The sequence below is a fragment of the Rhizobium sp. CCGE 510 genome (assembly GCF_000292525.1).
Classification (GTDB): Bacteria; Pseudomonadota; Alphaproteobacteria; order Rhizobiales; family Rhizobiaceae; genus Rhizobium.
Genome location: NZ_AEYF01000013.1, coordinates 83,314 through 100,795 on the forward strand (window position 1 = coordinate 83,314; position 17,482 = coordinate 100,795).

The following is a 17,482-nucleotide window of genomic DNA, read 5'->3' on the forward strand; positions in this document are numbered from 1 at the left end:
AAAAAAGTAAATTGATTGCGATCAGCCACGTCATCGGTCGGACAGAATGAAAATTGGTGTTCATCCCAACAATCTGCATCTGCGCCTCGCGCGGCTCTGGCCGGGCGCATTCGCCGATCTGCGGCCGGCTTTCGTCTCCTATGCCGAAGGCCGGGATACCGCGGCGCTGCTGGAAAATGGCGACATCGATCTCGGCGGTACCGGCTCGACGCCGCCGATCGAGGCGGATATGCGCGGCCTCGGCGTCGAATATGTCGCAGCCTCTGCACCGCGGCCGGCCAACGGCGCCATCTTCGTCAGAAGCGACAGTCCGATCGGCTCCGTCGCTGAGCTGAAAGACCGCCGGATCTCGCTGATCGACGGTTCGTTTCACACCTATCTCCTGGCCCGCAGCCTCGAAGGCGAGGGATTGAGCCTGCCTGATGTCGAGCGGGTCGAAAGTGGCGCGCGCGATGCGCTCGCTGATCTGCTCGAGGGTCGCGTCGATGCCTGGGTCGCCATGTCGCCGCGTCTCGAAAAGGCGCTGGAGCGCGGTGATGTCAGGCCGATCGTCCGCTGCGGAGCGGCCATTCCCAACCGCTCTTTGTTCTGGACATTGGAGCGGACCGGTCTTTCGGCGACGAAGATCCAAGCGATCGTCTTCGAACTCAGCCGCATCGGCGGCGAGATCGCGGCCGATCCACGCACAGCCGCCAAGCTTCTTGCATCGGGAAAGCGCAACGGATTCGGCGGCCGCGACGGAACAGATATCGACGCCTGGGAAAAGGTGGTGCGTTCGCGCGATTTCACCGTCTTTCCGATTGACGACGAGATCATTGCCGAACAGCAGGAAGAGGCCGACACACTGCTGCGCCACGGCCATTTCGACAAGTCCATCGTGCTGAAAAGCCCGCTCGAAAAGACCGATGATAAGGAAATCGGGAGATGAACGTTTTCTGGTACATGTGCGCACCCGACGGCGCCTATCCCTGGCAGCCGGAAGGCTCACGTCAGGTCGACTACGGCTACTACAAGCAGCTTGCCCAGGCCTATGATCATCTGGGCTACACCGGCGCGCTGTTTGCGACCGGCGCCCATGACGTCTGGGTGCTGGCGAGTGCGCTGCTTGCCCAGACCGAGCGGCTGCGTTTTCTCGTCGCTATCCATCCCGGCCTCGTTGCGCCGACATTGCTTGCCAAGATGGCTGCGACCTTTCAGGAGTTCGCCCGCGGCCGGCTGTTGATCAACATCGTCTCAGGTGACGCCAAGATGCTCGGCGCCTATGGCATGACGCTGCCGCATGACGAGCGCTATGATATGGCGGACGAATATCTTCAGCTCTGGCACCGGCTGTTTGCCGGAGAGAGCGTCACCCATCAGGGCAAGTATTTCTCGACGGATGGCGCCAAACTGGCCTTGCCGGTCGGCGAGAGCATCGCGCCGCCGCCGCTTTGGTTCGGCGGCTCCTCCGACAAGGCGCTCGATGTCGCGGCCAAACACGTGGACACTTACCTCTCCTGGGGCGAGACACCCGCCCAGATCGGCGAAAAGGTCGAGGCGGTGAAGGCGCGCGCCGCACAGTACGAGCGTGAACTCGAATACGGCATCCGCCTCTATGTCATCGTTCGCGACACCGACGAAAAGGCCTGGGAGGCGGCCGCCGATCTCTATGGCCGCATGGACGATGCGGCGATCGCCGCCAACCAACGCTTCGTCGGAAGAAGCGATTCCGTCGGCCAACAGCGCATGACGGCACTGCATGGGGGCCTCAAGCCGGAAAACCTGCGCGATCTCGAAGTCGCGCCGAACCTCTGGGCCGGCATCGGCCTGGTGCGGCCAGGCCCGGGCACGGCGATCGTCGGCTCTCCCGATACGGTTCTGCGCACACTCGAAGCCTATCAGAAGGCGGGCGTCGATACTTTCATTCTTTCGGGCATGCCGCTGCTTGAGGAAGCCTATCGTTTCGGCGAAAAGGTGCTGCCGCGGCTCGATGTCAGCAGAGAAGTCTCGAAGGCGCGCAGCTACACCTGGTCGACGCTCTTCGACCGCGATCTTACCACCGTCAAGAGCGCCTGATACTCTCGCCAGAAGGTAAGCATTGTGACAACCAGCGAATTTCATCCGATCGAACAAGCCGCTCCGGATGACGGGCTTGCGGCGCGCGCGCTGCGGGCGATCGAAGCGATCCTCGGCATTGCCGCGGCATTCGTCCTTGCCGTGCTGCTTTTCATGGTGCTCGTTACCGTCTGCCTACGATATTTCTTCGGCACCGGCTTCATCGGTGCCGAGGATCTCGGTGTCTGGCTGCACGTGGCACTGATCGCGCTCGGCGCGCCGCTCAGCCTCAACAGCGCGCTTGCCATGCGCCTCGACGTTTTCGTGCGAATGCTGCCGGAAAGCCTGCGGAAAGTCACGCGGATCGGCGCCGACGTCTTTACCGTGCTTTCGGCGCTCATCCTGAGCTTCGGCGGCAGCGAGATCATGACGATGCTCGGCGGCGTCTCGCCGACACTCGGCGTGCCGGAATGGATTCGCTTCGGCTTCCTTGGCGCCGGCGGCGCGCTGATCCTCGTCGTGCTGCTTCTGCAGCGTATCGCCGAAGGCAAGGTCCTGCCGGTCGCCCTTTCGCTTGCCATCGGCGTCGCGCTCTATGCCGGCATACCGCATGTCTCGCTCGATCTCGACTGGCCGCCGAGCATCTTCCTCGGACTGATCGCGGCGGTGGGTCTTCTGCTCGCAGCACCTCTGCCGCACGCCTTTCTTGCTGCAGCCTATGTCGTCATCGCCTTCGGCAGCAGCCTGCCGGAGCCGGCGATCGTTTCGGCGACCGTCACCGGCATCTCGAAATTCCTGCTGCTCGCCATTCCCTTCTTCCTGCTCGCTGGCGGTCTTCTCACCGCCTCCGGCGTCGCCAACCAGCTCGTGCGCTTCGCCGCGGCCATGGTCGGGCATCGCAGGGCCGGGCTGGCGCAGACGACGCTTCTGACCAGTGTGCTCTTTTCCGGCGCCTCCGGTTCCTCGGTCGCAAATGCCGCCTTCGGCGCATCGACCTTCCAGCCCGAGCTGGTCAAACATGGCTATCGGCCGGCCCAGGCGGCGGCGATCATCGCCTCGACATCGGTTCTCGACAATGTCATCCCACCGTCGATCGCGTTTCTCATCCTTGCGACAGCAACTAATCTTTCCGTCGGCTCGCTGCTCGTCGGCGGCTTCTTCGCCGGCGGCCTGATGGCCGTATGCCTGGCGGTCGCCATCCACCTGACCGTGCGTGAGCAGGTACCTTTGCCGCGCGCAAACGCCAGACAGCGCTGGCAATCGGCGGTTCAGGCAATCCCGGCCTTCGGGCTCGGCGTCATCGTCGTCGTCGGTATCCGCATCGGCATCGTCACCACCACGGAGGCGGCAGCGCTCGCCGCTTTCTATACGCTGCTGCTCGGCCTAGGCGCGCGTCTCGGGATTGTTTCACTCTATGCCGCCTTCCGCCAGGCGGCTGTCGAGGCGGCGGCAATCGGTCTTCTTATTGGTACGGCTGGCCCCTTTGCCTTCCTGCTGGCGGTCGATGATGTGTCCGGGCTGATCTCGCATCTGACGACGGTGCTCGGCGGCAGCGCGCTTGCGGTCATCCTGCTTTCGAACATCATCCTGCTGGTTGTCGGCCTGGTTCTCGACATCGGCGCCGCGATCCTGCTCTTCGGCCCGATCCTGCTGCCGGCAGCGGTTGCAGCCGGCATCGATCCCATTCAGTTCGGGGTGATCATCGTCGTCAACCTGATGATCCACGGACTGACGCCGCCACTCGGCATGCTGATCTTCGTCGTCAGCGGCGTCACCCGCATTCCCGCTTCGGAACTTTTCCGGGCGGTCGTTCCCTATCTGCTCGCTCTCCTGGTCTCGCTCGCAATCCTCTGCGCCTGGGCCATCATCGTCTAACGAACAGGACAACCCCATGGACAATTTCAACCGACGCAATTTCCTGAAGACGGCAGCTCTCGCCGGAACGGCGCTGGCAGCGCCCGCCTTCGTCCGCACCGCCGCCGCCCGCACGACGACGATCACGATCGCCTCGCTGCTTGGCGATGACAAGCCGGAAACGAAGATCTGGGTGAAGGTCGGCGAACTGGTCGAGGCGAAGCTTCCCGGCCAGTTCAAGTTCAATATCGTCAGGAATGGTGCGCTCGGCGGCGAGAAGGAAGTCGCCGAGGGCGTCCGCCTTGGCTCGATCCAGGCGAGCCTCTCGACGGTCTCGTCGCTTTCCGGCTGGGCGCCGGAACTGCAGATCCTCGATCTGCCCTTCCTCTTCCGCGATGCCGACCATGTGCGCAGGACGGTCGGCGGCGATGTCGGTGCCGATCTCAAGCAGAAGCTGCAGGCGCAGAATTTCGTCGTCGGCGATTTCATCAATTACGGCGCCCGCCATCTCCTGACCAAGGAACCGGTAACGCGGCCCGAACAACTGAAGGGCAAGCGCATCCGCGTCATCCAGAGCCCGCTACACACCAAACTCTGGAGCGCATTCGGCACGACGCCGATCGGCATTCCGATCACCGAGACCTACAATGCGCTTGCAACCGGCGTCGCCGACGCGATGGACCTGACGAAATCGGCCTATTCCGGCTTCAAACTCTATGAGGTCGTGCCTGATATGACCGAGACCGGCCACATCTGGGCATCCGGCGTCATCTATTATTCCTCAACCTTCTGGGCCGGCTTGAATGACGAGCAGAAGGCGGTGTTCCAGCAGGCTTCCAGCGAAGGCGCCGCTTATTTCAACCAGCTGATCGTCGACGACGAGGTGAAGTCCGTCGAGACGGCGCTTGGCCATGGCGGAAAGCTCTTGCAACCGGAAGCCTTTGAGGAATGGCAGAAGGGCGCGCAGGGCGTCTGGGCCGATTTCGCGCCTGTTGTCGGCGGCATCGACAGGATCAAAACCGTTCAAGCGGCTTGAATGAGGGCAGGGCGGACCGGGAATGTTTCTGACAGGGCCGATTGAAATATCGGCCCTGTCATCGCTCGGATGCATCGGAAAAATAATGCCGCCGCAGGCCTGAAATCGAAAGAGCATGCCTTCGGTGATCGTGGTATATGACGTACTTAAAATCCTGGAATGGGAAGTTTTCACCTTCGGCCGGTGCGGTCCTGTTGACTGCAATCTCGTGACCGCTTCCGGCGGACGGATCCCATGGCCTCGATTTGAAACAAACAACATTGAACACAAGGCTTTGGAGGGCCGACCATGAGCTTACGCATCAACGATATTGCCCCCGATTTTACCGCCGACACCACACAGGGACCGGTCAGCTTTCATGAGTGGATCGGCAATGGCTGGGCCGTCCTGTTCTCGCATCCGAAGAATTTTACGCCTGTCTGCACGACCGAGCTCGGCGCCATGGCCGGCCTGGCCGGGGACTTTTCCAAGCGTGGCGTCAAGATCATCGGCATCTCCGTCGATCCTGTGGAAAGCCATGCCAAGTGGAAGAACGACATCAGGACCGCCACCGGCTTCGACGTCGATTATCCGCTGATCGGCGACAAGGACCTCAAGGTCGCCAAGCTCTACGACATGCTGCCGGCCGGCGCCGGCGAGAGCTCGGAAGGCCGCACGCCCGCCGACAACGCCACGGTGCGTTCGGTCTTCATCATCGGTCCCGATAAGAAGATCAAGCTGATCCTCACCTATCCAATGACGACGGGCCGAAATTTCAACGAGATCCTGCGCGCCATCGATTCGATCCAGCTGACGGCCAAGCACCAGGTGGCGACGCCGGCGAACTGGAATCAGGGCGAGGACGTCATCATCACCGCAGCAGTTTCCAACGAGGACGCTATCACGCGTTTCGGTTCCTTCGATACGGTTCTGCCCTATCTCCGGAAGACCAAACAACCGACGGCCTGATTGCTGTTTCCAAGCCATTCCTCAAGCCGCCGCGGCCATTGGCCCGGCGGCTTTTTCGTGCCGGCATTGTGGAAATGGGGAAGCCTCGCACCTTGATCGATGTTATCTAAGATAACAGCGTCGCGATGAAGTTCGAACCTGCTGAGATCCGATGATAGGGCGAAAGCGTCAGTCCGGCTTTGGGAAGATAGCTGCGAAGGCCATGCTTTCGCTCTACTTTCTGTTTTCCGCCGCAGCTAGTGGAAAGGCCCAGCCGGAAGAAAGCGTCGCCGAGCCGGCCTGCCTCTATTCCGGGCCTTCTGCGTCGGGGTCGGGTGAGACGCTCTGCATCCGCAAGGACAGTTTCAATCGCGACCTTTGCGTCGCGATCGAGCATTTCGCCAACGCCAGTCAATTGCCGCCGGATTATTTCGCCCGTCTCATCTGGCGCGAAAGCACTTTTCGACCCGATGCAGTCAGCTTCAAAGGGGCGCAGGGGATTGCGCAGTTCATGCCTGGAACGGCGAAATTGCGCGGCCTCGAAGACAGCTACCAGGCGCTGGAAGCCCTGCGGAAATCGGCGCAATATCTCGACGAATTGCGCAATCGTTTCGGTAATCTCGGCCTTGCTGCCGCCGCCTATAATGCCGGCGAAAACGGCCTTTCTTCTTACCTTGCGTCAGGCAGATTACCTTACGAGACGCGCAGCTACGTCATGGCGATCACCGCCCATACGGTCGAGGAGTGGAAGGATAAGCCGCCGGAAGACGCGGCAGCCCCGCTCGACAAGGACAAGCCCTTCCTCGACGGCTGCGTGGCGCTTGCCGAACGCCGGACTTTGAAGGATACCCCCTGGCGCCAGGAAGGCGACTGGGCGCCCTGGGGCGTCCAGCTTGCCGCGAACGCCAATGTCGCAGTGGCCCGAAGCATGTTCCTCGATGCCGTGCAGGATCTGCCGGCGCCGCTGAATGCGGAGCAACCGCTGATCCTGCGCCAGCGGGATCGCAGCTTCGGATTTCGCCCGCGTTATGCCGCCCGCATCGGCCGGCAGACGCGAGTGGAAGCCAACAACCTCTGCAACGAGATCCGCAGGCACGGCGGCACCTGCCTTGTTTTCAAGAATCGATAGCGGGTTAGGTCCACCCGCCTTGATCACGAAAAGTCTGCTTGCAGGATCGGCTGAGGGCGCAGCATATTCGACACGGAAGTGCAAAGGGAGGAACGAGGATGCGGGTTTTGGTCATCGGGGCAACGGGCCATGTCGGAACCTATCTGGTTCCCCGCCTGGTCGAGGCAGGTCACGACGTCGTCACGATCAGCCGTGGCGCGGCAAAGCCCTACACGGCAAACAGCGCTTGGGCTGCCGTCGATCAGCGCCAGATGGATCGGGCAGCGATGGAGCGGACGGGTGATTTCGGTCCGGCTGTGCGTGCATTGAAAGCCGATATCGTCATCGACATGATTTGCTTCACGCTCGAAAGTGCCGAGCACCTGGTGACGGCGCTATCGGGACATGTCGGTCATTTCCTGCATACCGGCACCATCTGGACACATGGCCACCCCGTGGCCGTGCCGACACTCGAAGAAGCGCCAAAATCTCCATTCGGTGACTATGGCATCCAGAAGGCGGCGATCGAAACCTATCTGCTGCAGCAGGCAAGGCTTCACGGCTTTCCGGCGACCATCATCCATCCCGGCCATATTGTCGGCCCCGGATGGGCGCCGCTCAATCCGGCCGGCAACTTCAACCTGCAGGTCTTTTCTACCCTTGCTCGCGGAGAGACCCTGGGCCTCCCCAATTTCGGCCTGGAAACCGTTCATCACGTCCATGCCGATGACGTGGCAGCGATGTTCATGGGGGCGATCGCCAACTGGAATGCGTCGATCGGCGAAAGTTTTCACGCGGTTTCGGAACAGGCGCTGACGCTTCGCGGTTATGCCGAAGCCATGTCACGGTGGTTCGGGCAGCAACCGAAGCTCACCTTCGCGCCATTCGATGCCTGGGCCAAAAGCCAGACGGCCGAAGATGCGGAGGCGACTTGGGAGCATATTGCCCGCAGCCCGAATTGCTCGATCGCCAAAGCCCGGCGCCTGCTCGGTTACACCCCGCGGTACACCTCCCTGCAGGCAGTGCAGGAGGCGGTGGGATGGCTGGTCGGGCAGGGGCGGATCGAGACCTGATCCACCAGCGCCCTTGGCCTGGTTTTAAACGATCAGGATGGCCCTGAAGTCGTTGACGTTGGTACCGGTCGGGCCGGTTTCGAAGAGATCGCTGGTGGCCGCAAAGCCCGAATAGCTGTCATTGCCGTCGAGCAGCCGGCGTGGATCGAGCCCGGCGGCGCGCAGGCGCTTGACGGTGCCGCCATCGGCAAAGGCGCCGGCATTATCCTCCGAGCCGTCGATCCCGTCCGTGTCGGCGGCCAGGACATGGATACCCTGCTGTCCGTCGATATCAAGCGCCAGGGCGAGCGCGAATTCGCCGTTGCGTCCGCCTTTGCCGCCCTTGGCTTTCAGCGTCACCGTCGTCTCGCCGCCGGAAAGGATGACGACCGGCTTCGAAAACGGCCTGTTCCGGCCCAGCACCTCGCGGGCGATTGCCGCATGCACCCTCGCCACGTCGCGCGATTCTCCCTCGATCGCATCGGAAAGGATGGCGGGTTCGATCCCTTGCGACTTCGCCAGGGCCGCCGCGGCCGCCAGCGACACGCCGGCAGAGGCGATGATATGATGCTCGTGCCGGAAGAAGACCGGATCGTTCGGCCGCGGTGCATCGGCCTTCGGCGAGTTCAGATGGTCGAGCGCTGCCTGCGGCAGCTGCAATCCATATTGCCTGATGATCTCGAGCGCATCGTGCCGCGTCGAACCGTCAGGCACGGTCGGGCCGGAGGCGACATGGGCCGGATTGTCGCCGGGAATGTCGGAGACGATCAGGCTGACGACCCTTGCTTTGGTTGCTGCCGCAAGCCTCCCGCCTTTGATGGTGGAAAGATGTTTGCGCACGACATTCATAGCCGAGATCGGCGCGCCCGAGGCTAGCAGCATTTCGTTGAGTGCAATTTCGTCTTCGAGGGTCAGCCCCTGCGGCGGGGCGGGCAGCAGTGCCGAGCCGCCACCGCAGATCAGCGCGATCACCAGATCGTCTTCCGTCAGCCCGTTCACCGTCCCCATCAACCGTCTTGCCGCGGCAAGCCCGGCAGCATCGGGCACCGGATGGGCAGCCTCGATGATCTCGATATGGCGTGTCTCGCAGCCATAGCCGTAGCGGGTGACCACCAGCCCCTCGAGCGGTCCGTCCCAGACGCTTTCAAGCGCCCGCGCCATTTGCGCAGCGCCCTTGCCGGCACCGATCACAACAGTCCTTCCCTTCGGCCGATCCGGCAGGTTTGCCTGGATGCCGGTTATCGGATCGGCGGCGCGTACCGCCGCGTCGAACAGGCTTTTCAGGAAATCGCGGGGAGCGGTCATCGTCATCGGTGGTCTCTGAGCCTGGAGTGTCGATCGTGTCACGGACTGTCGACGCATCGGCGTGCCGGCGTCAAGGTCGAAGGCGAGACTGACTGACGGCAGTGGGCTGCAAATTCTGCTTCGTCAAAAGGAACCGAGACGAACGATAGAAAGCATTAACCATAGTCCCGTAGACAACGAACAGGATCAAAGGAACCTGTGTTCGATGGCTACTGAAATGACCTGCCGCCCCGCCGCCCTTAGTGAAGGCAGGGTTATTGCTTTTCCCTCTGGAACCGGAACCGCCAATATCGAGCGCTGCGCCCGTGAACTCGGCCGGCGACACGGCGCAGAGGCGATAGAATTCTGGAGGGCCGAATGCCGCAGGCTCGCCGATCAGCTTTTGGCAGCCGGGATGCCGGAGAGTGACGTCGGGCAGCGGGTGATGCAGTTTCAGCAGGATGTCCAGATCGAACTCGTCCTCAGCCATCAAAATGGGCCGCTGCCCAAGTCCCAGAACCGATAGCGCAATCTCGCTGGATCCGGAGGGTCGCTCCGGCATGACGGCATAGTAGCGAGGGCTGCCCCGGTCTGTCGCTTTACCGCAGCAGCCCGGCAGACCGAAGGGCGTCTTCAATGACCTTCTGAATGCCGCCGCTGCCGCTGCCGGCACCGAATGGACCTGCGACGTTTTCCGTTTGCGCAGCAGAGGGTTCTGCATTGCGCCGCTTTTCAAATGAGGGAACCAGACCCCAGGACCTGGCAATTTCGACGGTCGAGGAAATTCCGACGTCAAGCATGAAGGGTCCGCTTGTCCCGTAGCCGGTGCCGACATCGAGTGGCGTGCCGTGATCCATCCCGGCAATCGTGTAGAGTTCGATCACATCGACCCCATGAACATCGGTCCAGACCCTTCGCTGATGTCGTCCGATATCTTCGACGCGCGACGGCGATGCGTTGACGCCGTGGATATTTCTCCATTGCCCGACGATCGCATGCGCATTGGCTGGCACGACGGTTCTGTCTGCGGTTCCCTGCCAGAGCGATAATGTCGGCCACGGGCCTTTGTGACCTGAAGCGGTTCTCAACCGCAGTTCAAGTTCTTCTGCCGTCGGGCCGCCATGGCCGCGCATTCGGTCGAATGCCTCGGGAATGGTCGCGGCGCTTGCATAAGGCAGGCCAGCAATGATCGCGCCGCCCACAAAAACCTCGGGATAGGTGGCAAGCATGGCGGCGGCCATGGCGCCGCCGGCCGAAAGCCCCGTCACGAACACGCGCCGGCTGTCGATGCCGTATTCGGCAACGACCTTTGTGATCATCTGGCGAATGGAAGAGACCTCGCCGTGATCCCGACGGATGTCCTCTGGGTTAAACCAGTTGAAGCAGAGGTTTGGATTGTTTGCCCGTCGTTGCTCGGGAAACAGCAGCGCGAAGCCATAATCCTCGGCCAATCGCGACCACCCCGACCCGCTATCATAGCCTGATGCAGTCTGGGTGCAGCCGTGCAGGACGACGACCAGCGCCATGTTTTTCCCGCGCTTCGTCGGCAGATAGATATAACCTCCCAAAGCACCCGGATTTGCGCCGAACGCGTCCAATGCGACAAGATCGGAATTGTCCTGCTTGGGTTGGGGACGAAGCGTTCCACGCAACGCAGCAAGGCGTGCGAGGGTGTCTGACATAGATCTCATGAAAGTCTCCGCCAATCAGCAGCCGGGATGCCGGTGATGCTTACCCCAACGTCCAAGCTAGCAGAAAGTTGCTGCGCTGCACAATATATTCGGGGTTGGCCGTGTGCCCGGTTGCTCGGACAGCTCGGTGGGGCGAGGAACTTCGGCCCGGATTTGGCGTTGACGTTGTCGATTGACAGCATTGATGCTGCAATCCAGCGAGGCTTTCCAGATGTCGAACAAACCCAACTTCTTCTCTTCCTTCGCAACCACGGTCGCCGATTTCTCGGGAAAGCCGTTCACCTTTATAGCGGCACTGGCGCTCGTGCTTGCATGGGCGATTTCCGGCCCGTTTTTCGGCTATTCTGAAACCTGGCAGCTTGTGATCAATACAAGCACCACCATCATCACCTTCCTGATGGTATTTGTGTTGCAGAACAGCCAGAACCGGGACGGCAAGGCAGTCCAGGCCAAGCTTGACGAACTCATCCTGACGAGCCAGGCCGCCAACAAGTTTATCGGTATCGAAAAGCTGGAGGAGGAAGAACTCAGAGAAATGAGCAAGGCGCTTGCCGCGCAAGCCGACTGCGTCGAGGAAAAGGCGGATGAGAAATCTGCCGCGGAGGCGACGTCCGCCTGATGCATCTCGCCTCCGTGCGACGCGCTTCAGTTCATTGTCTTTGAGATCTGGTCGTGGTGGTGCTCGCGCATTCTCTCGATGGCGTCGGCATCTTTCTTCTCAGCTGCAATCCAGTGATTTCTTGCCTTGCTTGATCGGATCAGTTCGTCGAGTTTGGCGTGAAGGGCCATCATGTCCCGATTTTGCGAGTGCTGCACCAGCAGCAAAATGAAAAATATAATAGCTGTGCCGACCATGTTGGTCAGCAAAAGCCACTGCCGCGGGAAAGAAAAACTCAGGCCGACTGTCGCCCATATGGCGAGGAAAGCGACCAGCGTGACAGGGACCAAACGATGCCCTGCCCATGAGACGGCTAAGTCGGAGATCTGTCGAAAGCACCAGCGCATACGGCTCCCCACCTACGGTATAAAACCCGCGTTTGAGCGGGTTTTATATTGCGATAAGTCATTGCCACAGCGACAAGACGGTCAATTCAATTTGACCGATGGTTCCCGGGCCCAGACACGCAGTTTGCCAAGCGCCTTGATAAAGGCCGCGACATCCCCAGCCGCTCCGAGCCCAATCACGCCTTCATCCAGTGAATCGGCAATTCCGGCCTTCTGCATGAGTGGCAGCGCTGTTTCCACATAGCCGATGAACTTGCAGTGCACGAAGGCATCCGACACGAAATCATGGGCCGTGGCCTCCTTCAGCAGGTCACTCGTACCTGCGGACGAGGGCAGGAGCGCCACGGCGTCGTAGAGCACCGACGGTCCGCCGTCGATCATCTGATGCGCCTCGATCCAATTGCCGTCCGAGAGCGTCACGCCGCCGATCTTTGGCGCGATCACTTCGAAGGTTGCCCTCTGTTCGGTGATTTCGGCAAGCAGCGCCTTGAAGATTGCGGCATCGGTATCATCGGTGACAAGAATGCCGAGCTTGCGTCCTTCGAACCGCTTCGGACCGCGCTCGACAATGCTGAGCGCCGGCGACGGTTTGAGATCCTGCCGCGTCGGCATGGCGGCATCGGCAGGCGTCGGCATCGATTTGAAGCCGAGTGCGTGGCCGACCTTGCTGGCGAGCGTCTCATCGATGTTCAAAAGATGGGAGACCATGCGTTCGCGAATGACAGGTGTCTCGACCTTGCTCAGTTCGAAGATCAGGGCCGCCGCGATATGGCGTTGCTCCGGCGGTGTCTGGCTGATGAAGAACTGCCTCGCCTGGCTGTAATGATCGGCAAAGCTTTCCGGCCGCAACCGGACTTTGGGACCCTGCTCCTCGGCGGGGAAGTGACGATAGCCCTGAACCGGGGATTCTCGTGGCCCTTGATTCCAGGAGTTCGGTTGGTAATTGACCCGCCCGACAGGATTGCGCATCGCCATGTGGCCATCCTGCTGGAAATTATGGAAGGGACATTTCGGAGCATTGATCGGCAGATGGGTGAAATTCGGACCACCCAGACGTTTCAGCTGCGTGTCGAGATAAGAGAAGTTCCGTCCCTGCAGAAGCGGGTCGTTGCTGAAATCGATGCCGGGCGGAACGTTCTGCGTCATGAAGGCGACCTGCTCGGTCTCTGCGAAAAAGTTTTCGGGCATCCGGTCAAGCACGAGACGGCCGACCGGTTTAACCGGAAGAATCTCCTCGGGAATGATTTTTGTCGGATCGAGGATGTCGAAGTCGAACGTATCCGCGAAGTCCTGATCGAAGAGCTGGACACAGAGTTCCCATTCCGGGAAGTTTCCTGACTGGATCGACTGCCAGAGGTCGCGGCGATGGAAATCCGGATCCGCACCATTGATCTTGACCGCTTCGTTCCAAGCGACGGATTGCAGGCCAAGTTTCGGTTTCCAATGGAATTTGACGAAGGTCGATTCATCGGCGGCGTTGACGAAGCGGAAGGTGTGAACGCCGAACCCCTCCATGAAACGGAACGAACGCGGGATGGCGCGGTCCGACATGACCCACATGATCATGTGCATGCTTTCGGGGGTGAGGGTGATGAAGTCCCAGAAATTGTCATGCGCCGACTGCGCCTGCGGAAATTCCCTGTCTGGTTCGGGCTTTACCGAATGGACGACGTCCGGAAATTTGATCGCGTCCTGAATGAAAAAGACGGGGATGTTATTGCCGACCAGATCCCAATTCCCCTGTTGCGTGTAGAGCTTCACCGCGAAACCGCGTACGTCACGCGCGAGATCAAAAGATCCCTTGCTGCCGGCGACGGTGGAAAACCGGACGAAAGCCGGCGTCTTTTCGCCAGGCCGCTGGAAAAGATCGGCTCGGGTATAGGCGGCCAGGGACTCATATGTTTCGAAATAGCCATGGGCGCCGTAACCGCGCGCATGGACGACCCGCTCGGGGATACGCTCGTGGTCGAAATGAAAAATCTTCTCGCGAAAGTGAAAATCATCGATGAGGGCGGGCCCGCGGGCGCCGACGCGAAGCGTATTCTGGTCGTCGGAGACGGGGCCGCCTTGGGCTGTGGTCAACACCGGCGTGCCGTCTTCGGCAAACTGATGAAGCTCACCGCCTGCACCCCGGTGCAGTTTCTGATCATGGATCGTTGCGTTGTCCGAGGGCGAGGTCTTGGACGTCTTCTTGGCCATCTAAATTCTCCGGAAAAGGTTTGACTTAACCGAAGCTCAAAAATAGCCACATGTTCCGCTCGCCGCGAAATAAACACCGACTGAGCGGCGGGCTGCGTTCCAAACAAGATAAAATAAATAGGGCGCGCGGCCTTTCGACCCCGCGCCCCGAGTTCATCCGGGCCTTTTAGCGCCGGGAAGTGACGATGAGATCTTCCTCTTCGTCGCGTTGCGATCCGCCAAACGCTGCGGCGGCTGAGGCGATGAAAGCCCCGATCAGAAGTGATAGCGAGCCGAGCAGGGCGGTGGTGGAGGCCGCCTTGCGTGCCTCATCGGCCGCTTTCTGGGCAGCGACCTTGGCGTCGTCGATACGCTTCAGCACCGTATCGACCCGAGTGCGTGCATCGGCTTCCGAAAGGCCGGTCCGAGAAGAGACGATGGTGGCGAGATAGGCCTTGTCGTCATCGGGAATCTTGCCCTCGGCGGCGCCGTTGAGCAGGATGCGGGACACCTCCGATGTTGCCGCGGCATCATTGGATGTGGCCGCTGCTCGCGCTTGATCGGGACGCAGCAATGCGTCGGTGAAATAGGACGTGGAGAGATCCACCGGCGAGGTTGCCGACGATGCTGCGGCCGTACCGGCGGCCGTGGCAGTCGATCCGACGGCCTGTGCCGCCGAGCCCACGGCTTGCGCACCCGCGCCGGCCAGAGAGGTCAGCGACGATGCAAGAAACCCGGCGACGAAGATTGTCGCCAAAGCCCAACTTAAGAAACCATGCGCGGTGTCGCGGAAGAAAACTTCATCGGTGTGGACGGCCGCCCATTTCGTTCGCAGCCGGCCGGTAATATAGCCTCCGAGCGCCGAAGAGAGCCATTGCACCAGGACCAGCCAGATCGCCGCCGTCACGCCGAGTGTCCCGAGCGAACTGCTTTGCCCGGACCAGGGCGACACCATGGTCAAGCCAAGCCCGGATCCGAGCAGCAAAAGGATGAGCGTCACGCCAATGGCCGCGGCGGCCCCCCCGAAGATGGGCCCCCATGTCATAGCTGATTTGGAGGATTCGACCGGAGTGGCAATCTCTCCGGAACCTGTCATTGAAACCGACATATCTGTTCCTATCGCATAAACAGAGCCAGAAGAATGATGATAGGCAATGGAACACCGAGCAGCCAAAGTAAAATACCGCGACCCATGAGAGACCTCCTGTCAGAAACTGACGTTACGTTGTTGATGCCCCTCAACTTTTGACCACGGTATTTGTTCCCGCCGCCTTGATCGTCGACGACCTTAAGCAGAGCTTTCAAGGAGCGACGAAAATCTTGAGCGCTCGAGCTAACGCCAGCCGGGGTGTGCGCCTATATCTTGGCTCAAGGTGATCCGGGGTGAGTTCGGGAAAATGTCTCCCGCTGCTCCTACGGGAGAGGTCCCGATCACGGCGTCACAGCGTAAACGGAGAAGCATCCAATGAAGAGATTTCGGGCATTTGTAGCAGTTGGGGCGATCAGTCTTGCCGCCATGACGTCGGCCTGCTCGACGCCACCGAATTCATATGGCTCGGCATCGGGATATCAGCCGGGAGATTCGATGAATCCGGCCTGTGCGGATGGCTTCCGCCCCCGGGAGGGTCGTTCGTGCAGTTACTAACGGCAGGCGGCTCGCGTCTGCAAAGAGCGGAAGTATTGAGGAGAAGTCAGGCAGGTGCTCCGTAGGCGCTCGGGAGCGCTGGCCGGCAGCATCGCGATCGCACCCGGATGTCATTTCCGTTTGATTGTAGCCCCAACGGCAGCGCCAAGCGCAACCCCGAAGGTGATGCCGATCGCGACGTCGCCGAACAGAATCGGGCCGACCGCGGCGCCTACGCCAATTCCTATTGTCATACCGAGAGCCATGACTGAGCCTACCCGGTTGCTGTGGCAATAGTATGTGTTTGAAAATTAGCCGCGAACGTGGTTCCCACGCTCCAATGATCAAGAGAGAACGGCCACGTGATCTCGTGGCAGCGACGTGACGTCAATCTGCCGCCCGACCCCATTCTAAAGTTAATGGCGGTCGCGTCCCGTCTCAGCCTCTACATCATTCGACCGTCAACGCAAAGCTGGCCGGTTCGTCGTTTGTTGCTTTCGTTAAAAGACGCCGAGACGACCAACTCCGGAGGTATCACGTCGATCAAGGCGCCGCCGACGCCCCGAGGGCGCACACGACCGCGGCGATGCTGTTCTCTCGCCACCTGGATCTTCGGGCCTACGCCAACAATGTCACTGGCCGCTCAAGCGCAATGCATCGATCAACTGGTGCACCTTGTCGGTAGCGTAAACGATATCCTCTCGGGGCAAATGCACCGTAATTTCGATCTCCTGCCATCGACCGCCGTTATTTTTAGCGTAACTCACGGCGGCCTGTAGAGATCTGAATTCAACTGCGGGCGCGTCGGCGACCCAAAACTGCACGGTGCAATCGGCTTCGGAATAGTCGGAGAGTGCTTTGATGGGGTCTAGGGCCATGCGATGGGCTCTACACCCTTGGCGGTTCTTTGGCTACCGCAGGTGAAGCGCCGCCGCTGTTTTCGAGTCGCGCAATCCGGCGAAGACGTCTGCAATGTTATGGTGGTGCTGTGCGCTGGGGCGAAGTAGCGTCTGCCAGGTCTGCGCAACCGAAGGAAGCCTTCAAGAGCGAGGGTGGCTTTGGGTGTTAGATGCGCTCAAAAGCTCGCCATATTCGTCGAATAGATCGGTGTTGAGCTTATATAGCACCTGAAACACGTCTTCTCGCCCCATAGCCTTGGCGCTAAAACAGAAACCCATAATTGTTCTTTGAATATAGTGGCTGAACTGATCTTGCAGGGCAACGAGGGGATGGCTGTCTGGGCTCAGTTCCGTGTGGAAGTCCAGCCCATCGAACGAATCCATTATGTGAGCGCCAGCGCCGTGAATGAAGCCGGAGAACACCCCATCAATAAGCTCTGTTACGTCCACCACTTTGCTGATGTCGCTGCCAGCTGCCGAATATGTTCTGGCGTTGTACGCCCTAATGTGTCTACGGCTCACGCGGTCCCTCTTAATCCGTGATGGCCACGGATCTTTCTTTCCAAACTCCTCTTGGAAAAGCTCCTGAAGAAACTGCTTGTGACGAGCCTCCGGGGGACGATTGAACAACGTCGGTCCAGCGATGAACATTATGTCGGACCCTACCTCGTCAGATATCCTCATCAGCGACCCAGCATCCAGTACTAAACCCTGCGCTAGGAGTGCTCGTAAAGCCCTAAGCGCGCTAAGCATTCGGACGCATTTGAGGACTAGGAGTTGTGGACACTTA

Annotated in this window: 17 protein-coding genes; 10 read left to right on the plus strand and 7 right to left on the minus strand. The window is 60.4% G+C overall.

What is annotated here, in order from left to right:
• The first annotated feature begins 46 nt into the window (after positions 1–46).
• From RCCGE510_RS06725 to RCCGE510_RS06755, 7 genes are all read left to right on the plus strand, one after another.
• Positions 47–928, plus strand: a complete 882-nt coding sequence (locus RCCGE510_RS06725; protein ID WP_007628384.1) for an ABC transporter substrate-binding protein — start codon at positions 47–49, stop codon at positions 926–928.
• Positions 925–2,055, plus strand: a complete 1,131-nt coding sequence (locus RCCGE510_RS06730) for an LLM class flavin-dependent oxidoreductase (RefSeq protein WP_007628386.1) — start codon at positions 925–927, stop codon at positions 2,053–2,055. The genes RCCGE510_RS06725 and RCCGE510_RS06730 overlap by 4 nt, the downstream gene beginning before the upstream one ends.
• Before the next feature lie 24 nt (positions 2,056–2,079).
• Positions 2,080–3,909 (plus strand): TRAP transporter large permease subunit, encoded by a 1,830-nt coding sequence (locus RCCGE510_RS06735; RefSeq protein ID WP_007628388.1) that lies wholly within the window; start codon positions 2,080–2,082, stop codon positions 3,907–3,909.
• 16 nt (positions 3,910–3,925) lie between these two features.
• Positions 3,926–4,924, plus strand: a complete 999-nt coding sequence (locus RCCGE510_RS06740) for a TRAP transporter substrate-binding protein (protein WP_007628390.1) — start codon at positions 3,926–3,928, stop codon at positions 4,922–4,924.
• Between the two features lie 288 nt (positions 4,925–5,212).
• Positions 5,213–5,872 carry a peroxiredoxin gene (locus RCCGE510_RS06745; protein ID WP_007628392.1) on the plus strand — a complete coding sequence of 220 codons (660 nt, stop codon included), beginning with the start codon at positions 5,213–5,215 and terminating at the stop codon, positions 5,870–5,872.
• A 151-nt stretch (positions 5,873–6,023) separates the two neighbouring features.
• Positions 6,024–6,980 carry a lytic transglycosylase domain-containing protein gene (locus tag RCCGE510_RS06750; protein ID WP_037077989.1) on the plus strand — a complete coding sequence of 319 codons (957 nt, stop codon included), beginning with the start codon at positions 6,024–6,026 and terminating at the stop codon, positions 6,978–6,980.
• A 98-nt stretch (positions 6,981–7,078) separates the two neighbouring features.
• The gene (locus RCCGE510_RS06755) at positions 7,079–8,032 is read left to right on the plus strand and encodes an NAD(P)-dependent oxidoreductase (RefSeq protein WP_007628400.1); all 954 of its coding nucleotides are present in this window, start codon (positions 7,079–7,081) and stop codon (positions 8,030–8,032) included.
• A 24-nt stretch (positions 8,033–8,056) separates the two neighbouring features.
• Here RCCGE510_RS06755 and RCCGE510_RS06760 read toward each other — a convergent pair whose 3' ends face one another.
• Complete coding sequence (locus RCCGE510_RS06760) at positions 8,057–9,322, minus strand: glycerate kinase (protein ID WP_007628401.1); 1,266 nt, start codon at positions 9,320–9,322, stop codon at positions 8,057–8,059.
• 199 nt (positions 9,323–9,521) lie between these two features.
• Between RCCGE510_RS06760 and RCCGE510_RS06765 the strand changes: the two genes are divergently transcribed.
• The gene (locus RCCGE510_RS06765) at positions 9,522–9,821 is read left to right on the plus strand and encodes a DUF6074 family protein (RefSeq protein WP_007628402.1); all 300 of its coding nucleotides are present in this window, start codon (positions 9,522–9,524) and stop codon (positions 9,819–9,821) included.
• A 73-nt stretch (positions 9,822–9,894) separates the two neighbouring features.
• On the opposite strand, the gene RCCGE510_RS06770 is transcribed toward RCCGE510_RS06765, so the two are convergent.
• On the minus strand, positions 9,895–10,986 hold the full coding sequence (locus tag RCCGE510_RS06770) for a PHB depolymerase family esterase (protein ID WP_037077992.1): 1,092 nt from the start codon (positions 10,984–10,986) through the stop codon (positions 9,895–9,897).
• Between the two features lie 211 nt (positions 10,987–11,197).
• Between RCCGE510_RS06770 and RCCGE510_RS06775 the strand changes: the two genes are divergently transcribed.
• The gene (locus tag RCCGE510_RS06775) at positions 11,198–11,605 is read left to right on the plus strand and encodes a low affinity iron permease family protein (protein WP_037078010.1); all 408 of its coding nucleotides are present in this window, start codon (positions 11,198–11,200) and stop codon (positions 11,603–11,605) included.
• A 26-nt stretch (positions 11,606–11,631) separates the two neighbouring features.
• Here RCCGE510_RS06775 and RCCGE510_RS06780 read toward each other — a convergent pair whose 3' ends face one another.
• The 3 genes from RCCGE510_RS06780 to RCCGE510_RS06790 all read right to left on the minus strand — a co-directional run bounded on the left by RCCGE510_RS06780 (position 11,632) and on the right by RCCGE510_RS06790 (position 15,277).
• Positions 11,632–11,991, minus strand: coding sequence for a low affinity iron permease family protein (locus tag RCCGE510_RS06780; protein WP_007628409.1), 360 nt, complete (start codon positions 11,989–11,991; stop codon positions 11,632–11,634).
• Between the two features lie 81 nt (positions 11,992–12,072).
• A complete protein-coding gene (locus tag RCCGE510_RS06785) occupies positions 12,073–14,190 on the minus strand; it encodes a catalase (protein ID WP_007628410.1) in 2,118 nt (705 codons plus the stop codon).
• Between the two features lie 166 nt (positions 14,191–14,356).
• Positions 14,357–15,277 (minus strand): hypothetical protein, encoded by a 921-nt coding sequence (locus tag RCCGE510_RS06790; RefSeq protein WP_037077995.1) that lies wholly within the window; start codon positions 15,275–15,277, stop codon positions 14,357–14,359.
• A 357-nt stretch (positions 15,278–15,634) separates the two neighbouring features.
• On the opposite strand from RCCGE510_RS06790, the gene RCCGE510_RS35490 reads away from it, so the two are divergent.
• Positions 15,635–15,814: a hypothetical protein gene (locus RCCGE510_RS35490; protein ID WP_081525680.1), complete on the plus strand. Its 180-nt coding sequence runs from the start codon at positions 15,635–15,637 to the stop codon at positions 15,812–15,814.
• 611 nt (positions 15,815–16,425) lie between these two features.
• Here the strand turns inward: RCCGE510_RS35490 and RCCGE510_RS06795 are convergent.
• Positions 16,426–16,671, minus strand: a complete 246-nt coding sequence (locus RCCGE510_RS06795; RefSeq protein ID WP_007628412.1) for a hypothetical protein — start codon at positions 16,669–16,671, stop codon at positions 16,426–16,428.
• A gap of 162 nt (positions 16,672–16,833) precedes the next feature.
• Positions 16,834–17,482: hypothetical protein (locus RCCGE510_RS06800; protein ID WP_007628413.1), on the minus strand; the 649-nt coding region annotated here is incomplete at its 5' end.